We start from the raw sequence: 15,921 nt of genomic DNA on the forward strand, positions 1-15,921 counted from the left end.
CTCACCGGCCGCACTGACTCGACTAGTCCCCGGGGAGCGTCCTCTCGTCTTGCCCGCCCGCCAGCTGACGGTAGCTTCACGTACCCCGGTTCGTCTGGAGCGGGGTGGCGGAGGCGCTCGAACAGGGCATACCGTCCATCCACCAGACGCGATCTACGTCGCTATCGTCGGACCACTTGCGCATCCTCAGCGCGACGAAAGCTACATAGCTGATGTACAGCGGAAGGCAGATGAAGCTAACCAGGATGATCCATCCGTCCGGTATGCCCCAGCACTAAACGCTCCACTTCACCAGAAATATGAAGACTGGGAGTGGTGCCAAGAGTGCCGCAACGGCCAGCGCGGACCCCTTTGACACCAACCGCGCTTGCCTAGACGCCTCAGGTGTCGTCTCCATGCGGCGGCGGTAACACACCCCATGCGCGTAGGGGCAGTGGAACCGACCATCTAACCGGTTCGCGAAACCCATGGGTTATGCGACAGGGAGGTTACGAGACACATGCGCCCGGTCGGGGACTCACCGAGGACGGCGAGCAGATTCGAGGCGCGGCCGGTTCAGTACAGCATCCCCATCACCGCTCGTACCTCGTCGAGAGTGCTCTGTGCGATCGATTGGGCACGGGCGTTGCCCTCGCGGAGCGCCGTTGCAGCGTCGGCGTACGTGAGGGCAGCGCGGCGTGCTCGGTGTTCCCGCAAGAACTCGTTCACCGCCTCGATCGTGAACTCCTTCAACGCGCCCGCACCAGCACTTCCGATCTCGGCGGCGATGTCCTCCGGAGTTCGGCTGAGCACGATCGCCGCTGTTGAGAGAAGGCCAGCAACCTCGGGCCGGTTCTCGGGATCGTAGGCAATGGTGCGTTCAGAATCGGTGTGTCAATGGCCAATAGTTTGTGCCCATGGGCGGCCAGCAGAAATGCCCGCTGGTGGCCATGAAAACTGCCCACTCATGGCCACCAGATCTGCCCACCTGATGTTCGGTGGCGTTGGCCATGTTGGGGTCGGGGTTTAGTTCATTGGCGTGACTCCTTTTCCGGCCAAGGCCTGGCTGAGTCGGATTGAATCTCCTGATGTCTGGCAGACGTGGGCGTGGTGCAGCAGCCGGTCCACGGTTGCCGTTGCCAGGGTTTTAGGCATGAGCTCGTCAAAGCCGGCAGGATGCAAGTTTGAGGACACCGCGATAGACCGTTTCTCATAAGCGGCGTCGACGAGACGGTAGAGTCCCTCCGCCGCGTCAACGCCGACCGGCAAGAGGCCTATGTCATCGACCACCACCAGATCTGCGCGCAGGATCCGGGCGACGACTTTGGTGACGCTGTCATCGGAACGGTGGGCGCGCATGAGAGCGCCGAGGTCCTCGAGGCGGAACCAAGCGACCCGCAGTCCGGCTTCGACGGCCTGCTGCCCGAGGGCTTCGAGGAAGAATGTCTTGCCCGTGCCGGAGGGGCCGCAGATCACGACGTTCTCCTTCCTTCCGATCCATTCCAGCGTCCGCAGCGCCTGCTGCGTCGGCGTGGGGATCGAGGATGCGGCGGGGTCCCAGGTGTCGAAGGTTTTCCCGGTCGGGAAGCCCGCGGCCTTGCGCCTGGCGGCAAGCATGGAGCGGGATCGACCGGCGACTTCCTCGACGAACAGGGCCTTGACGACCTCGGCCGGTTCCCAGCGCTGGGCGCGGGCAGTCGCGATCAGCTCCGGCGCCAAAGCCCGCGCGTGGGGCATCTTCAGCTGCCGCATCAGCGCCTCCAGCTCCGCCGGCAAGGCCGGTGCGGTGACCGGGACCGGACTCATGCGCTTTCCTCCAGAACGGCGGCGGCCTCGGCGGTTGCGGGTGGCTGGCCGATGGCTGCCCACCCTGCGGTGCCTTGGGTGAGGGACTGGGTTTCCCTGGCGGCATGGGTGGTGGTGCGTGAACCCGCTGCGTTCAGGATCGAGGTGAGGTCCTTGTTCGCGAAGCGGCCATGGATGGCCGCGGTTCCCAACGCGTGATCGACTTCGGACTGCCCGGCGATCTTGGCCAGGGCGACGGCTTCGGCCATCTTCACGTTCATCCGTGCCGTCCCGGCGGCTGCGGCCTCGAGCAGCCAGGTCCGGGCGCCGTCCCCGATCGCGAGGAACTCCGCCTCCGCGGCCGTCCGGGCCTTCGCTGTGTAGTCGCCAGGGATCCTGGGCCGGTGGTCCGGGAAGTGGGCGTCGTTGATCGCCGGGCTGCCGGGCCGGGCGCGCCGGTGCCGGGCGACTTCCACCGGGCCCTGGCTGCCGTGGTGGACGACGATGACCTGTTCATCGGGTCCGGCGCCGTGGGATCGGACGAACACCCCCGCGCCGAGCAGATACGCCGGGACGGAGTACTGACCGTTCTCGAAGGTGACCATCGGCGTGTTCTCCGGGACGGACCGGGAGAGGCCGAACGCGACCGTGTGCGCGGTGTCCGGGATGCGGTGCAACCGTGGCGCTTCCTCGGTCAGCATCGCGGCGGGTTTTCGGCGGGTAGCGCGGTGCTCACGGTGGTTGACCTCATCCATGAAGCCCTGGCACGCCGCCTCGATCTCGGCGAAGGAAGCGTATTCGGGGCGCAGGTTGGTGTCCTTGGGCACGATGTCGGCCTTGGCGAGTTTCACCGAGGACTCCACGCCGCCCTTGGACGCGGGATCAGCCGGCTGGCAGGTCAGGACCGTCACGCCGTAATGGCGGGCGAACTCGACCGTCTGCTGGTTACGGACAGGGACCCCGGCGACGTGGGAAACGGTGACCGCTTTCTCGTTGTCGGTGAGGACGTAGGTTGGGGCGCCGCCCACGACACGGAACGTGCGGTCCAGCGCCGCGAACACACTCGGCGCCGTCCGGTCCCGCAGGACGATCACGACCCGGAACCGGGACCACGCCAGCCATGCCACGAACAACACGGTCTTCTTGCCCTCGATCACTGGGCCGTCGCCGAAATCGTACTGGATCCACTGACCAGGTTCGGTCACCCAGGGGCGGTGCACCCGGACGTGGCCGAGCCGCCAGGCGGCGCGGACCTGCGCGACTGCCCGGCGGGTCGAGCGTTCCGAACCCTCGTAACCGAGGGCACGGAGTTTCTCGTGGGCTTTATCGGCTCGGATCTTGCCCTTGGAAGCCTCGATCCATTCCTCGATCTTGGGCAGGAACGCATCAGTGACCCGGCCCCGGTAGGCCGGCTCGGCGATCGGCTGACCGGCGTCCCGGGCAGCGACGTGCCGGGCGACCGTGTGGTGCGAGCAGCCGGTGAGTTCCGCGGCGGCGCGCAACGAACCCGTCAGATCATACGCAGCAAGTATTTCCATGATTTCTCCGTCAAACTTCATTAGGGCCTCTTCCCGGGCGACTTTGGTGCGACTAGACACCGTTATCAAACCCCGGGAAGAGGCTCCCGCCGCTTAAGCAGCAGGGCTACGTCAAAGAAGTGGGCAGATCTCACGGCCACCAACGGGCAGTTTCCATGGCCGTCAGTGGGCAGTTCCGTGGCCGCCTATGGGCAGTTTTTCATGGCCGCTAACATCCCCCCAAGCAGTAGTAGGAGGTTTCCCTTTTACACGTTGACTGGAAGCATCATTGAATCCCTGACCGCCCGTGACATGCTTGTTGAAGAACCAGAGTATCTAGCAACTTTCAGATAATCATTAGGATCCAGGAGCAAGATGACACCCCTTCCCGGCTATGACGGTACGTTCATTACTCAGATGCGAAAAAGCTTCGGCACCCAGAAGGTGACTGTCATCCACCCTGTAGAGGGAGAAACTGATGAGCGCTTCGAAGCTGAATCTCAGGTGCAATCAGAGGCAGCGTTCTTTGATGTCAATGTGCCTATCTATCGAGGCGACAGGATTGAAATGGGAGACCCTCGCGGAGGGACTCGAGAAGTCTGGGTAACGAATGTAAAAATCAACCAAGCCGGGGGGCAGATGCCTTCAGGGATGAGCCATATCAAAGCCGCAATCAGCGATCAGGCATCTGAAATGCCAGACGTTACGAAATCTCCTCAAACTACTTACGGTGATTACGCCATCGTTGTTTCAGGCGGAAGCCATGTCACAATCGCCACTCATGGGGGAAGCATCGATCAAGGGAAATCCGTCCCTCCGGAGTTTAACGAATTAGCCAAGGCGGTAAAACTAGCTCTAGAACTGATTCAAAACGAGAGCAGCTTTGATGGTGATGAGCGGGAAATCGCTAAACAGGCAAGCTCCGATGTTCTCCAGGAGATCATTAAAGATGATCCGAATCCGAGCAAGCTCAAAGGAGCACTCGCAACCCTCCGTGGGGTGCTCACGGCCGCTACAAATTCAGCATCTTCGGCTGCGGCAAGCGGGATCATCCAGCAGCTTTTCCCGGCTGCTTCCTAACCACCCCGTCAAGAAATTTTTAGTGGAGTAGCTAAATAGTTGCTCCACTACTAAATTTTCATCCCCTTGTCCCGGTCTCTTTTTCGTTCCTGTTGACTGGCCGGGACATGGGCTGTGTATCCCGAGCCGGCCTGCGTGGCGTGGCAGAGTTCGGGAAACTCGCTGCGCAATTCCCCTCGCCAGGAGATCAAGAACCTTGTCTAGCGGCTGTAGCGGGGGCCTCGGTCATCCCCTTGCGTCGGCCCGTCGTCCGTGTCGCTTCGCTGCTGCCGTTTCCGTTCGGCCGCTTCTTGGTAGGCGCGCAGCTTGCGGCGGGTCTCCGTTGCCTGGTTCACCGGTTCCTGTTCCTGCCCATCTAACTTGCGCGCCGGGCCGTCGGCCTGGCGTGCCTTCCTGATGGCCTCCACGGCTTCCTGGTAGGCCTGGGACTTCTCGACCGGGGCTTGCCGCGAGGCCTTGAGGCGGCGGGAGAGTTCGGCAATGCGTTCGGCTCGGGCCTGTTCGGCCGTCAGGGTGGAATCCTGGGCACGTTCGGTCCGCAGGTGGTCGATGACCTGTTCGGCCGGTGCTTGTTCCTCCAGCAGCCGGGTCTCCACCTCGGCCGCCTCGTGCATCAACCGTGCATCGTCACCCGAGAGTGGTTCCCGAGCGGTCTGCTGCGTGTACTTGTGCATGGCGGTGATCCTCTCGTTCAAATCGGCACCTAGTTCCTTGTCCCGGTGATCGGCCGGGATCGCTGTTGCCTCGGTGACGGGGATGCGGTAGGTCTGGCGATACACGGCGACTTCGGCGGCCAGCTGACGCCACTGCTCCTGGCGTTGCGTGTCGGAGGGCACCGGACCCAGAGCTTGGGCCCAGGCCGGTGGCTCGGCGGCGAGTTCGGAGCCGAGCCGGTTGAACTGGGGCACCATTTCCGCACGGCGTGCCAAAAGTTCCTGCCTCCACAGGCCCGGGGTGTCCCAGTGCGCGGCGGCATCGGCGGGGGCCACCCAGTCGGGCAACCCGTCCGGGATGAGAGGGGCCGGACGTTCGGGCAGGAGGCGTTGGCGGATGAGTTGTTCGCGCTCGATCCTCTCCACGATGTGGCCGGCTTGGTCGTCGCGGTCGGTGCCGCCGCGCTGTAGCGTCTCGCGCAGCAAGGCTGCCTCGGGCAGTTGCTCGCGGACCTGCTTCTCACTGATCAGCTTCCACAGCTGCCAGGACAGGGCCACGGATTGGTTGTCGGGATCCGAAGGGATCTGGCGGTCGCGGGCATCGGCCGCGGCCTTGATCCGTGCCTCCAGGGCATTGTCGGTCAGGTGCCCGTAGAGGCGCTGGGTCCAGGGCTTCTGTCCGGCGTCGCCAATGTTTCCTGTGTTGCCGGGGTCCTGGGCCAGGATCTTGCCGGCGCGGATCTTGTGCTCGGCCGCCCGCTGGGCCAAGGTGGCCAGGTGGTCATCGGACACGTTGGCCAGGGGCCGTTCACCGCCTGCCAGATCCAGGGTGCCGGCGGTCTCTGCTTCGAGCCGCCAGACCATCACGGCGCAGCTGTCCTGGGCATCGTCGAAATCCCGTTCGGCGTATGCGTTGGCCAGCGCGTCTGAGACGTTGACCCCGGCCTTTTCGGCGGTGACCATGGTCCGAGCCAACGCTTCCCAGGCGGGTTCCTCAACGAGTGCCTGCGCGTCCCCGTCGCCCAGACAGCGGCGGGCCAGGGTCTTCATCCGTTCCATGTTGGCTTGCTCATCGATATCGATATACGCAGCCGACTTCTGCGGGATCGAACGCGCCTGGGCGCGGGCGGCGGCCGCGAGCTCGTGCGCGGTGAGGTTGGTGTCGTGGTTCGCTGCCACGGCTTCCAGCAGCCCGTCGAGTGTTTCGTCCTCCGCCAAGGCCCCGTAGAGGTGGTTGGATTCCCGGCCGCGGGAGGCGGCTACGTAGGCCAGGGATCGGGTGAGCCCGGAGGAAAGCATCGCGTGGGTGGTGTCAGACGTCATGCCCTGGGTGCGGTGGATCGTTGAGGCGTAGCCCAGCATGGTTGATTCCTGCACGTAGGCACCCGGGAGGGTGGTGGCCCCTGCGTGGTCACGGTGCTTCACCGAGAGGCTGCCGTCCGTATGGACGCCGGTCACGGTCCACACGTCGTTGTTTTTCACGAAGTCTTTGCCCTGGTTCAGGGACATGCGGCGGTTGTTCTTTCGGGTTACCACCACGTCCCCGACGTGGGCGGTGAGCCCGTCGCGCAGGGTGGCGCCGGTGCCTTCGCTGATCTGCCCGGTGGCCAGGCGGTACGACTGGGCGCGGGCGTTCAGCTCGGTCACGGTGGTGTTGTCGAAGGCCATCATCACCGAATTTTTTCCGGCGTTGGTGTCTTTCTGCCAGGCCTCGAACACCGCGGCCGTCATGGTTTCCACGTCCCCGCCAACGATGCGGCCGTTTTTGCGGTAGAACGTCCACGGGTCATCGTCCCCGATGCTCGGTGGTTCGCGCAGTGCCAGGGTTGCCGCTGCTTCTTCCTCGTTCGCGGTCCCGTCCGGGTTGCGGAAGCGGTGCAGATCCTCCAGGTGCACGGCCCCGGCCTCGTTGCGGATCAGGCGCAGCGCACCACCGGACCCCACGGCGGAGAGCTGTTGGTCATCACCCAGCGCACGGACCACGGCCCCGTGTTGCTCGGCAATGGTCACCGCCTGGGCGAAGAGCCCGGTGCCGACCATTCCGGCTTCGTCGATCACGATCACGTCCCCGGGCGCGGGGATGATCGCATCAGCCGATCCGCTCCGGTGTGCCATGACAAAGGAATCAATGGTGGTTGCCGCGGCTCCGAGTTCGCCGGACATCACCGCGGCCGCCGCAGCGGTCGGGGCTAAGCCGATGACCTTGCCGCCGGCCTCGGTGATGGTGTCGGCTGCCAACCGCAACGCGGTGGTCTTGCCTGCACCTGCCGGGCCGACACCCACCCGCAGCAGCTTGTCCGAGCACGCGAATTCACGTGCCATGGCCAACTGTCCGGCGTCGAACGTCTTGCCCTGCATGGCCAGGGCGCGCTCAAAGGCTTCACCTGTCGCGGCTGGGATTACCTGCTTCTGTGCTGCCTCCAGCAAGCGGTCTTCGCTGTGCAGGACACCGGCAGACGTGTATACCTCACGGTGCGCCTTGGCGTACTTGGAGGACCCATCCAAGCGGGTCAACGAGTCCACCAAGGGTGCCCGTTCTCCGGGGGTTAGCAGCAATGAATACTGATCGATGGCGCGGGCCTTGACCTGCTCCAGAAGGTGCGCCGGGATGGTCACATCCCCGAACCGGGAACCGAGCAGGCGGCGGGTTTCGGCATCGATGTGGTGCTCTCCCCAGGAGCCTCGGGAACGCTCCAGCACATTGATCACATGCTGGGCTGCCTGCTCCGGATCGATCTCATCGGCGGTGGTGACCATCCACCCCGGGTTCTCTTGCTCGGCCTTGATCCGTGCCTCGAAGCGGTGTTCCCTGGCCACGATCAAGGCCTTCGGCCCCACGGTCACACCCTGAACCTTGCCCAGGTCCCGGGTCCATTCCTCCACCAAGACGGAGAGCTGTCGGGCTTCCTTCTTCACCGGCCGCGTGCTTAGCGTTGCCTGCTGGGCCAGGTCGATCATCTGCTTGCTGTTGGGAGCATAACCGTGCTCCTCGGTGAACTTCTCCACCAGTTCATCAAGCGCCGGCTTGATCGCCGTGCGCCGCGAGGAAGCCGCCTCAATGGCCGCAATATCGACCCCGGCAATCTCCATGATCGGACGCTTGCCAGCGACCTGACGTTCCACCAAACCCAGACCTAAGGACTCGGTGATCTTCTCCATGACCCGGCGATTGTAGAACTCCGACACGGCGACCCCGTACTGATGCAACGGTTGTCCATCGAGGGATGACCACTTGCCGTCCTTGCCCATAACCTTGTTGGAGACCACCACGTGGTCATGCAGCTGTGGGTCCCCGTTGCGCGAGTCATAGTGGCGGAATTTCGTGTAAACCAAGCCGCCGTCAACCTCTTCCTGGCGAACCCCGTTTCGCCCGCGCCGGGTGTAAACGGCCTCGGATTCAAGGAATGCCATGGCCTCTTCAATGGCTTCGTGGTGGGCGGCCTCGATGGCCTTACGGGCTTCGTCGCCACCCACGGCCCACAGCACGGAGGCGGATTTTGCGGGGGCAAACACGAGGTCATAACCTGCCACGGCCTGTGATGCAGGCTTCGTCTGGGCGGTGATGAACCTGCCCAACTCTTCCTTGTCCTTGGGGTTTCTGGCGTTGATCTCACGGAAGTAGACGGCACCCACGCGGGACCGTATCAGACGGCGATCATCAGGCCCCGGTGCGCCCTTTTCCAAGCGTTCGAAGTCGCCCATGGCGATCTTGATGCGCGCCGAAAGAACATTATCGCCCTGCTTGAAGCGCTTGTAGCGCTGTCCCAAACGAACATCGGCCTTCGGGTCGGTGGCCAACATGGCTTCCGCATTGGGGTGGAGGCCCTCACCGAATAGCGCTGCCATCTGTGCCTCGGTCACAACACCTTCAACACCAAGATGCGAGATACCGGCGCCGCCCCATTGGCCTGGCGGGTTTCCGTCCGCGGTGTAGTAATCGCCAAGCTGGCGGTCGGCGGCGCGGTATTCGTCCGCGCTGGCGACCTCCTTGGTGTAGTACTGATACCCGTCCCCAGCGCTGAGCTTGTGGAGGGTCATCATGCAGTCATCTTAGCTCGGACCCCCTAATTTATCGATGATGCAAAAGGTGTGACAGATATTAGGGGGATTCCTGATTCGAGGTACGATGAAAAACAGCAGGATTCGCGCTATGATCGGGCCATCAAGTTTTTGATGCGGTTCTGCACATGAGAATGGGCGGTGGGTAACATGCACTTCGTTATCCACCGTTCATTTCGATTGTGTAGAAGCGCAGGTGGTGGGTTGTCCACATGTGTGCGGGAAAAGACCTTGGGGTTTATCTTTTGCCGTGCACCTGTGGACAAGACGTCACAAAATAGTCCGGGTGAAGAACGGTCCGCCCCGCCGTCGAAGATGGCACGCCCGCGCCCTGCGCGGGGTCGTTTTCACTGACCGTTAGGTTTCACGAAAAGAGGGATGACATGGCAGCGCAACGCAAATCAGCACAGCAGGTTGCGGCACGGGAGAAGGCGCGCCAGAAGGCAGCCGACTTCACCGCACGCCACGAAGAACTGATCGAACTCGCCGCGAAGTTCATTGAACTCGATGAGGCGGCCAACGACACCGAGACGGCAGCGCAGGAAAAGGCGCAGAGACTCATTGCCCAGGGCAAGGCCGACGCCGAAGCAGCGCGCAAGGAATCCGGTCGGGTCATCACCCAGATGATCGAAACGGGCGAGTCTAAGAGTGCGGTCGCAGCGCGTCTGGGTATCAGCTCCGCGACGTTGAAGAAGTATCTTCCGGTCCCTGATTCCGCCGCTACGAATTCCGAAACCGTCGAGGCCTAAAACAGGGTGGGGGTGTCCGGGTCGTGGTTGAAACGTATTGCCGCGATCCGTTCTTGGTTCCACCCGTTGGCCAGCAATTCGTCACGCAAGCGGCGTGACCGCTCTGCCTGGGCGGCACGGCCAACGCCCCAATAGCGCAATCCCGTTCCGTTGCTGTGGCGCCGCTTCCGGCTCCGATCGAGCATGTTCTCCCGGTGATTCCCGATCATCAAATGCGAACTGGAATTGTCGGTGGCATGTACGCAGGTTGGTTCGTCGCAGTCATGCATCAACGAGGGCATATCCTCGAGCCAGACACCGGTCGCCAGATAGTAGGCGTAGCGGTGTGGGCGTACCGCCCTGGTGTGTCCGTCCTGGTTCAAGGTGAACCGGCCGTAGCCATCATCACTGATCGCTCCGACCCAAAACCAGCAGTCCTCCGGACGCGGACCTTTGATGACCTTGGCCCAGAATCGTTCATCGGCTGCACGCATGTGAATGGGCTCCTATTTGAGGGCATCGTTGTTAAAGGGCGGGGCCGACCACCGTGACCCCGGGGGCCCGCTCTACGGCTACTGCACCGACATCGGCGGTGAAATCACGCCAACATGGTTCCGCTGCGAACTGGAGCGCAACCTCACAATCAGCGATGTGGCGCTCGAACACCGGGCCCCCGCGCAGGCCGAGGACATACCCTAACGGTAGAGACGCAAAAGCGCACGAAGCCCGTTGCTCCCAGGGATCGGGCGAACCCGCCGGAAACCACCCGAGGCCCGCCAGGGCCGGGTCAGTCTGGCAACCCCGTCACCCGCTTCTTGTGGACAGGCGGAGCCGCTCACGTCGCAAGGACGGCATCCCGGTAGCCTCCGCTGCGCGGCGGTGAAGCGCCGGCTGCCATGACGCCGGTTCCGGCGGGGGTCCTAGGGTCGGGCCTACTGGGCCGCTGCATCGACGGCGGCCAGGTGTTCCGGGCGGATCGGCGCGGTGTGCTCCAAAAACTCCGGGTGCTTGCGGACGTAAGAGGCGAAATACGTGCACACGCTCACCACGGACACCCCGGCAGCGATAGTGTCCTCCAGGGCGAACCGGGCAAGCCTAGCGGCCAGCCCCTGTCCGCCGTAATCCTCGTTGACGGTCGTGTGGAAGAAGATGAGCTCGGAGTGCGGGGCCGCTTCAAAGGCCAGCCAGTGCGCCTTGCCGATGACCCGGTCGCCGTCCACGAGTTCGTAGCGGCGGCGCTCGGTGTTCGCACGCACGGTGATGGTTGGTTCTTGGTCCATGGTTCCTCCTGGGTTGGGGGTCAGCCGCGTGGGCGCAGCTGGACGTTGGGCAGCACGGGATCCGGCAAGGGGGCCGGCATCCCTCGGGATAGGGTCCAAAGCGCGGGTAGGGCGCGCCGTCGGAATAGGTCCCTTCGACGGGCGGGTCCGCCGGCTCGGCACCGATTTCCGCCTTCCAGGCGCACGGTAGGCCAGAATTTCCTCGTGCGTCCTGCCGATGAAATTCCTCCACATCACGATCTGCTCGCCTAGGGGTTCATCGCCGATGGCCAGCCCCCGCACGGGTGTTTCCCCGGCCTCCGGCACCCGCCGGGCGCTGATTTGACCCTGAAAGTGCTATGGGAAGTTCATGCCAATTCTCGTCGCCGGGGCACCGGCCGCGCGAGGTGTACCTCTCGGCAAAATCAACCAAGGCATCGGTGTGCTCAGTCCGGTCGCTGACGCTGCGCACGTTGCGCACCAGGATGTCCATGATCGAACGTGCCGCCAGCAAGAGGGTGGGGTGCTTCAAGCCCTGTTGGGCTGCCTCGTTGTAGAGGTGTGAAACATCCGGCACGTTTTCGCGTAGTTCCTGCATGACGTGGGTTTGGCTGGCGACTGCCACCGCGACAGTCGCGGCGGTGATCCAGCGTGTCGGCAGACCGTCAAGGACCCGCACCTCCATCCAGCCGCGCGGCCGGATGGGTGGGAACAGGGTCGTGAGGTGATAGCGGAAGTCCTCCACGGTGGGCCATCCAAAGGCCGAGCCGTAGCGCATCCAGTGCCCGAAGGTCATACCGGGCAGGATCCCCGTTCCGCTGGCTCCGTTGGATCCTTCGTCAAGCACATAGAGGACGTTGGCGTCCAGGGCGTATTGCAGCCAGGCTTCAGCGGCCGGTTTGCCCAGGTCCACCGGCCGGGTGCGCCCTGGGTCGATCCGGTTCCAAATGCCTTGACGCAGGGACGCCCACTGCGTGCCGCTGGCATCCACTCCGCGTGAGTTGGCGAAGGCTGCCAGCAGTGCCGGGGCGATTCGGTTCAGGATCTCCCAACGTGCCAGCGGCTCCACATTGTCATTGCTCACGTTGATCTGGACGGAAGCGGTATTGCACATCATCCAGCGGCCCGCGGGCCCCTCGGAGTCGAAGAACTCCTGCATGGCCGCGTAGCGCGGGTGCACCAATACCCGCTGTGGCGGGCGGGCCGCGTCCAAAGCCGTCTCGTGGCGGTGCAAGCCTACGGACCGCAGCCGGTTGTGCAGTATGCCGGCGTCCATGGCGGTTGCGTCGATTGCATTGCTCACGCAGGAGGCAGGAAAGGAGGAGAGCTCGATCTGCCCGCCGGGTTCAATGGTGATGCGCCCGCCCGCAGGCAGTGGATCTTGCGAAACAGCAGCGAGCCGGTCCATGTCGGCGCGCGCGCGCTGGTCGAGTTCGTCGGTGACCGGCCACTCGCATTCGATGCCAAAGAGGTCCTCACCCGTGGGCCTGAACATGGACGCGCTGATCTCGAGCAACTGGGAAACCGTCACGTTTCGGCGGTGATAAGGCATGGGGGGGAACCCTTCGCAAAATAGTTGACTACTAAGAAAATTAGAACTACGTTGATTTCTTAGACACTAGCATGAGCTAGATCACAAGTTTCAAGAGCAGCACCAAAGTTTCCAAGTACTCATCTCCCCGTGCTGCGGGTCTGCATGGAAGGACCGTCATGGCCATCATCCCCTCTTCAGTTGTGTCCGAAGAATATTCCGGCAGGTCCTTGCGGGTCCTCTTGATTATCGACGAGCTGGCGGGCCTGCGACCGGGCCACGACACCAGCGTGGCCATCATGGAGGCTGCCCAGCGTCGCGGTCACGGCGTGAGCGTCACCACGGTGCGCGAGCTGGCTATCGTGGATGCCGCCGCCCACGCGACATGCCGGGAAGTTGCCCTCGTCCCGGCCGAGCTGGAGAACGGCAGATGGGTTGCCGCCCAGCAGTGGTACACCGTCGGGGAACGCCGCCCGCAGCGCCTGGATGAGTTCGACGCAATCTTCATGCGCACCGACCCACCGGTGGACGCAAATTACCTGCGCGCGACCTTTATTCTCGATCTCGTTGACCAGCGCAAGACGCTCATGGTCAACGATCCCGCAGGCCTGCGCAACGCGAACGAAAAACTGTTCGGCCTGCGCGTCCCGCAACTCGGCCCGGAAACCATGATCTCCGCCGACGCCGAGGACATCGTCCGCTACGTGCACGGCTGGGGCAAGGCGGTACTGAAACCGACCGACGCCATGGCCGGACGCGGGGTGCTGGTCCTGGACCCGAATGACGTCAACCTCCAGTCGATCATCGAGGGTGCGACCGAGCGCGGAACGGTGCAGGTCGTGGTCCAGAAGTGGATTAACGCCGCCACCGAGGGAGACCGACGGGTCATCGTGTTCGACGGCGTGCCGGTCGGTTCGGTCCGCCGTGTGGCCCAAGGTGGAGACTTCCGCTGCAACATGGCCACAGGTGCCGGCACCGTGTCCGACACCGTCACCGAGGCGGATCGGCGGATCTGCGAGCAGCTGGCCCCCCACCTGCGCGAACACGGACTGCATTTTGTGGGGATCGACGTGATCGGTGACCTGCTCACGGAAGTCAACGTCACCAGCCCCACGGGAATCCGTGAAATCGATGCCCTCAGCGGCACCGACCTGGCGGGGGACCTCATGGCATGGGTTGAATCCCGCTGCCCGGCCCAACTGGTGGCGGGCACCTGATGGGGGCCGCACGTCGCATCCTGGTCCTGGGGGCGGACGCCGCAGGCATGAGTGCCGCCCATCAGGCCATCCGCTCCGCCAAGACGACGGGGGAAGAAATCCATGTGGTGGCACTGGAGAAATCCGGGCACACCTCGTATTCAGCGTGCGGGCTTCCCTACTGGATCTCCGGCGAAGTTGACAGCTCCGAGGAACTAATCGCCCGCACCCCGGCACGGCACCGCGAAATGGGTGTCGACCTGAAGACCGGGATAACTGCCACCGGCCTAAACGTTGAGCGGCGCACAGTCACCTTCACCGGACCGGGCGGGGCGGCCGGGAGCATCGGGTACGACGACTTGGTGATCGCCACGGGCGCCAGCCCCGTGTCCGCCAACTGGATGCATCACCCAGATGGCAGCCTGTACGGCGGGGTGGCACCCGTGAAAACCTTGGTCGACGGCGAGGAATGGATCCAACGGTTGGCCCGGCGCTTCCCGGGGACCGCGGACCACCACGGATCGATGGTCGTGGTCGGAGCCGGCTATATCGGCTTGGAAATGGTGGAGGCGGCACAAAGACGGGGCTTCGACGTCACATTGCTCGCCCGCTCTCGCGTGATGAGCAGCCTCGACCCCGACATGAGCGAACGCATCGAGAGCGCTCTGACCGACTCTGGCGTCAAAGTGGTGCGCGGCGTGGCGGTCGAGTCCCTGGCGGTGAACGAGGCGGACTGGGTCACCGGAGTGAGAGCCAGCGATGGCAATCTCTACCCGTGCAACTTGGTCGTTTCGGCCATCGGGGTCGCCCCCGCCACCGGATTCCTCTCCGGTGCGGGCCTACCGATCGGGACCTCGGGCGGCTTGCAGGCCAACGCCGACGGTTCACTGGCGCCCCAGGTGTGGGCCGCCGGTGACTGCTGCGAAGTGCGTCATCGGGTCAGCGACTCATGGGGCTTCTTGCCGCTGGGAACGCACGCAAACAAAATGGGACGGACTGTGGGCGCCAACCTCTTCGGAGGTGGCCTGAGTTTCGACGGGGTGCTGGGTACTGCGATCACCCGGTACACCCACGCGCAGACCTACCTTGAGATCTCGCGCACCGGCCTGGGCAGCGCGGAAGCCTCCGCCGCGGGCATCGAAGCGGTGTCCTTGACCACCGACGGTCGCACCGCCAGCGGGTACATGCCCGAATCCACACGCATTTCCACAAGGATCGTGGCCGAACGCGGAACCCGGCGGCTTCTCGGCGCACAGATCGTCGGCGGAAAGGGCGCAGGAAAGCGGATCGACACCGTGGCGGCCGCACTATGGGGCGGAATGCTCGTTGACGACTTGGCCCGCATGGACTTGTCCTACGCCCCGCCATTCGCGACCGTGTGGGAGGCCGTGCAGCTCGCGGCCCGCCGATTGGCGGACCGCCTATAGCCGCGGTTCCGTGCGGCTGACAGGCGAAGCGGTATATGAAGGGCGGCATGTCTGCGCGGTTTAGGGGCGGCAACGATCGACTGGGGCGGGCACATCGGGGCACCGATCCTGGACGAGCCGATGCCAGTCCACCGAATACGCACCCGGCCCGAAATGGTCAAGCGCGCGATCCCCCAGTACCGTGCCACGACCCGGAACATTGACCGCCACGCTTGCCCGCAATCGCCCACCATGAAGGTCTCGGCACCCGCACCCCAGCTTAACGACATTGCCCCGCGCCCGGACAAACGCCTCCGGGCACTCGTGTGGCGTCTGCGTGTCGTGCTGAACGGATGGCATCTCACTCTCTCCGTGCCCTGGGGCCCCCGCTCGGGCACAGGCGGGGATGCTGACGTGCCATCCACACCCCCTCCGGCGGCCGGTCAAGGCCGGGCGTTCGCCGCAGGGCAAGGACGAGGAAGTCGCGTGCGGTCACCCGCGTGACAAGCGCGGGTCACATGTTTCCCCGGTGAGTCGTGGTTGCCAGCGACCCCCGGCAAGCGCCGTAGCGATTTTTGTATCCACCGTGGCCTGAGCGGTCGGTAGCGGCAGGCCCCCTTATGCTCGATTCCAGTTCTGCCTGATTGCAGTTCTGCTCAATTCCAGCGCATGGGGACGCCGCCGCGCTGGCCTTCGCGCATCGGACTCCATTCACCGGCAACGACCGC

11 protein-coding genes are annotated in these 15,921 nt (G+C 64.0%); 4 read left to right on the forward strand and 7 right to left on the reverse strand.

Annotated elements, in window-relative coordinates:
- Positions 1-555 precede the first annotated feature (555 nt).
- The 3 genes from AC0QSG_RS06565 to istA form a co-directional block, all read right to left on the reverse strand.
- Positions 556-792, reverse strand: a complete 237-nt coding sequence (locus AC0QSG_RS06565; RefSeq protein ID WP_475377027.1) for a hypothetical protein — start codon at positions 790-792, stop codon at positions 556-558.
- Positions 793-1,005: 213 nt separating this feature from the next.
- On the reverse strand, positions 1,006-1,785 hold the full coding sequence (gene istB / locus AC0QSG_RS06570; RefSeq protein WP_435728490.1) for an IS21-like element helper ATPase IstB: 780 nt from the start codon (positions 1,783-1,785) through the stop codon (positions 1,006-1,008).
- Complete coding sequence (gene istA, locus AC0QSG_RS06575; protein ID WP_475377028.1) at positions 1,782-3,323, reverse strand: IS21 family transposase; 1,542 nt, start codon at positions 3,321-3,323, stop codon at positions 1,782-1,784. The genes istB and istA overlap by 4 nt, the downstream gene beginning before the upstream one ends.
- Positions 3,324-3,656: 333 nt before the next feature.
- Here istA and AC0QSG_RS06580 point away from each other — a divergent pair, with 333 nt between their 5' ends.
- Positions 3,657-4,361: a hypothetical protein gene (locus tag AC0QSG_RS06580; protein WP_475377029.1), complete on the forward strand. Its 705-nt coding sequence runs from the start codon at positions 3,657-3,659 to the stop codon at positions 4,359-4,361.
- A 200-nt stretch (positions 4,362-4,561) separates the two neighbouring features.
- Here AC0QSG_RS06580 and mobF read toward each other — a convergent pair whose 3' ends face one another.
- Complete coding sequence (mobF, locus tag AC0QSG_RS06585) at positions 4,562-9,055, reverse strand: MobF family relaxase (RefSeq protein WP_475377030.1); 4,494 nt, start codon at positions 9,053-9,055, stop codon at positions 4,562-4,564.
- Between the two features lie 401 nt (positions 9,056-9,456).
- Here mobF and AC0QSG_RS06590 point away from each other — a divergent pair, with 401 nt between their 5' ends.
- Entirely contained in the window at positions 9,457-9,822 is a 366-nt protein-coding gene (locus AC0QSG_RS06590) for a hypothetical protein (protein ID WP_475377031.1), read from the forward strand.
- Here AC0QSG_RS06590 and AC0QSG_RS06595 read toward each other — a convergent pair.
- The 3 genes from AC0QSG_RS06595 to AC0QSG_RS06605 form a co-directional block, all read right to left on the reverse strand.
- A complete protein-coding gene (locus tag AC0QSG_RS06595; RefSeq protein ID WP_475377032.1) occupies positions 9,819-10,295 on the reverse strand; it encodes a hypothetical protein in 477 nt (158 codons plus the stop codon). The genes AC0QSG_RS06590 and AC0QSG_RS06595 overlap by 4 nt on opposite strands.
- A gap of 438 nt (positions 10,296-10,733) precedes the next feature.
- Positions 10,734-11,081: a GNAT family N-acetyltransferase gene (locus AC0QSG_RS06600; RefSeq protein WP_475377033.1), complete on the reverse strand. Its 348-nt coding sequence runs from the start codon at positions 11,079-11,081 to the stop codon at positions 10,734-10,736.
- A gap of 256 nt (positions 11,082-11,337) precedes the next feature.
- On the reverse strand, positions 11,338-12,612 hold the full coding sequence (locus AC0QSG_RS06605; protein ID WP_475377034.1) for a glutamate-cysteine ligase family protein: 1,275 nt from the start codon (positions 12,610-12,612) through the stop codon (positions 11,338-11,340).
- Between the two features lie 158 nt (positions 12,613-12,770).
- On the opposite strand from AC0QSG_RS06605, the gene gshB reads away from it, so the two are divergent.
- Positions 12,771-13,808, forward strand: coding sequence for a glutathione synthase (gshB, locus tag AC0QSG_RS06610; RefSeq protein ID WP_475377035.1), 1,038 nt, complete (start codon positions 12,771-12,773; stop codon positions 13,806-13,808).
- Positions 13,808-15,214: an FAD-dependent oxidoreductase gene (locus tag AC0QSG_RS06615; RefSeq protein WP_475377036.1), complete on the forward strand. Its 1,407-nt coding sequence runs from the start codon at positions 13,808-13,810 to the stop codon at positions 15,212-15,214. Before gshB ends, AC0QSG_RS06615 begins: the two co-directional genes overlap by 1 nt.
- The last annotated feature ends 707 nt before the right edge of the window (positions 15,215-15,921 follow it).

The organism is Arthrobacter sp. LT660, assembly GCF_056172845.1.

Bases quoted from the DNA above. Each gene is read 5' to 3' on its own strand.
- AC0QSG_RS06615 (WP_475377036.1), top strand. From the start codon at position 13,808: ATGGGGGCCGCACGTCGCATCCTGGTCCTGGGGGCGGACGCCGCAGGC.
- AC0QSG_RS06600 (WP_475377033.1), bottom strand. From the start codon at position 11,081: ATGGACCAAGAACCAACCATCACCGTGCGTGCGAACACCGAGCGCCGC.
- istB (WP_435728490.1), bottom strand. From the start codon at position 1,785: ATGAGTCCGGTCCCGGTCACCGCACCGGCCTTGCCGGCGGAGCTGGAG.
- AC0QSG_RS06580 (WP_475377029.1), top strand. From the start codon at position 3,657: ATGACACCCCTTCCCGGCTATGACGGTACGTTCATTACTCAGATGCGA.
- AC0QSG_RS06605 (WP_475377034.1), bottom strand. From the start codon at position 12,612: ATGCCTTATCACCGCCGAAACGTGACGGTTTCCCAGTTGCTCGAGATC.
- AC0QSG_RS06595 (WP_475377032.1), bottom strand. From the start codon at position 10,295: ATGCGTGCAGCCGATGAACGATTCTGGGCCAAGGTCATCAAAGGTCCG.
- gshB (WP_475377035.1), top strand. From the start codon at position 12,771: ATGGCCATCATCCCCTCTTCAGTTGTGTCCGAAGAATATTCCGGCAGG.
- mobF (WP_475377030.1), bottom strand. From the start codon at position 9,055: ATGATGACCCTCCACAAGCTCAGCGCTGGGGACGGGTATCAGTACTAC.
- istA (WP_475377028.1), bottom strand. From the start codon at position 3,323: ATGAAGTTTGACGGAGAAATCATGGAAATACTTGCTGCGTATGATCTG.
- AC0QSG_RS06590 (WP_475377031.1), top strand. From the start codon at position 9,457: ATGGCAGCGCAACGCAAATCAGCACAGCAGGTTGCGGCACGGGAGAAG.